This is a genomic window from Mesorhizobium sp. (genome assembly GCF_024509055.1).
GTDB lineage: Bacteria > Pseudomonadota > Alphaproteobacteria > Rhizobiales > Rhizobiaceae > Mesorhizobium.
The window spans coordinates 1-1890 of the sequence record NZ_JANINM010000311.1 but is presented as its reverse complement, the minus strand read 5'-3'; the positions used below and the strand labels follow the sequence as shown (position 1 = coordinate 1890).

At 61.6% G+C, this 1890-nt stretch carries 2 protein-coding genes and 1 pseudogene; all 3 read left to right on the top strand.

Annotated features, from left to right (window positions below; translation table 11 throughout):
• Positions 1–210: 210 nt before the first annotated feature.
• Positions 211–798 (top strand): 5-formyltetrahydrofolate cyclo-ligase, encoded by a 588-nt coding sequence (locus Q0L57_RS13945; RefSeq protein WP_296743531.1) that lies wholly within the window; start codon positions 211–213, stop codon positions 796–798.
• 66 nt (positions 799–864) lie between these two features.
• Positions 865–1689 (top strand): YmdB family metallophosphoesterase, encoded by an 825-nt coding sequence (locus Q0L57_RS13940; RefSeq protein WP_296743530.1) that lies wholly within the window; start codon positions 865–867, stop codon positions 1687–1689.
• Between the two features lie 80 nt (positions 1690–1769).
• A pseudogene (locus Q0L57_RS13935) lies at positions 1770–1890 on the top strand (TerC family protein); the annotation flags it as partial.

The following is a 1890-nucleotide window of genomic DNA, read 5'->3' as shown; positions in this document are numbered from 1 at the left end:
AAACTTATCCCCGGGGCCTTATCGATCCTTAGGGAGCTGTCCCTGGGAAGACCCGTGGGTTTTCTCACACGGCGCCCACCTACTTTGTAGGCACCCGGGATCGACCTTCCACCGGTTGTGTGGATCGTCACTCCCTTTTCGGAGGGCCATGCGGTAGAAAACGTCGCTCCTGCAACTCCGTTCGGATACGGCCTTCTCTAGCGTCTGCGCATGTCTCATTCCAAAGACCTGAAAAAACAGCTTCGCAAGGAAGCGCTGGCGCGGCGCGATTCGCTCGACGAATTCTGGCGTGTGGAGATCGCGCTCGAAATGGCCGAGACGGCGAAGGAAAAGATCGATATCGAGCCAGGCCAGATCGTGTCCGGCTTCTGGCCGATGCGCTCCGAGGTCGATGTGCGGCCGCTGATGTTCGCGCTGCGCGAAAAGGGCGCCCGGCTATGCCTGCCTGCCATCCTCGACAAGACCACGATCGTGTTTCGCGAATTGGTGCGCGGCGCGCCGATGGTCGAGATGGGTTTCGGCACGGTCGGTCCGCATGAGGAGGCGGAAATTCTGGACCCTTCGGTCATGCTGGTGCCGCTTGCCGCCTTTGACGCGCGCGGCCATCGCATCGGTTATGGCGCCGGCTATTATGACAGGGCAATCGCGAAGCTTGAGGCCAAAGGGCTGACGCCCAGGCTGATCGGTATCGCCTTCGATTGCCAGGAGGTCGACATGGTCCCCGATGAGAACCATGACGTCATCATCCCGGAAATACTGACCGAGAGCGGGTTGCGCCGGTTCGCGGCGCAATTATAGATAGTCGGCGAGGCTCATGGTCTTCGCGGAAGTCATGCAGCTAGGCAGACTTCGGCTCGGGATCGTATGAGACTTCTCTTCCTCGGCGACATGGTTGGCAAGACAGGGCGCACGGCGGTGTGGGAACAGCTGCCGGGCCTGATTTCCGACTTCAAGCTCGACTTCGTCGTCGTCAATGGCGAGAACGCCGCCGGCGGCTTTGGCATCACCGAAGAGATCTTTCGCGAGACGATCGCGGCGGGCGCCGATGTGGTGACGACCGGCAATCATGTCTGGGACCAGCGCGATGCGCTGGTCTTCGCGCCGCGCGAGGAACGCTTCCTGCGGCCGTCCAATTTCCCCAAGGGCACGCCGGGGCGCGGGTCCGGCGTCTATATTGCTCGCAACGGCGCGCGGGTACTGGTCGCCAACATCATGGGGCGCGTCTTCATGCATCCGGAGCTCGACGATCCGTTCCAGGCCGGCGAGCGTGAGCTAGCGGCCTGTCCGCTGGGTGAGCAGGCCGATGCGGCGATCATCGACTTCCACGCCGAAGCGACCTCGGAAAAGATGTGCTTCGCGCATTTCGTCGACGGCCGCGCCAGCCTGGTTGTCGGCACGCATACCCATCAGCCGACCGCGGACCATCAGATTCTGAACGGCGGGACCGCCTATATGTCCGACGCCGGCATGTGCGGCGACTACGATTCCTCGCTCGGCATGGACAAGGAAGAGCCGCTCAACCGTTTCCTGTCGAAGGTCCCGAAAGGACGCTTCGAAGCGGCGAGCGGACCGGCGACGCTCTGCGGGGTCGGTGTCCAAATCTCCGACCGCACCGGCCTTGCGGAAAAGGTCGCGCCGTTTCGTCGCGGGCCCCGGCTTGAAGAAACGGCGCCATCCTTCTGGTCCTGACATTGATATAAGCGGAGCTGATACCTAACTGGCGGCGGAACCCACGAAAACTGCTCTAGATCGTAGAGGGGACGACCTTCATGCAGCTTGTCGAATTTCTGGCACCGCATTTCGCCTTTGTTTCCGATCCGACCGCCTGGATCGCTATGCTCACGCTTATTGTGCTCGAGGTCGTGCTCGGCATCGACAATCTGATCTTCA

Coding starts and splice junctions, on each gene's coding strand:
- Q0L57_RS13940 (WP_296743530.1), top strand. CDS start 865: ATGAGACTTCTCTTCCTCGGCGACATGGTTGGCAAGACAGGGCGCACG.
- Q0L57_RS13945 (WP_296743531.1), top strand. CDS start 211: ATGTCTCATTCCAAAGACCTGAAAAAACAGCTTCGCAAGGAAGCGCTG.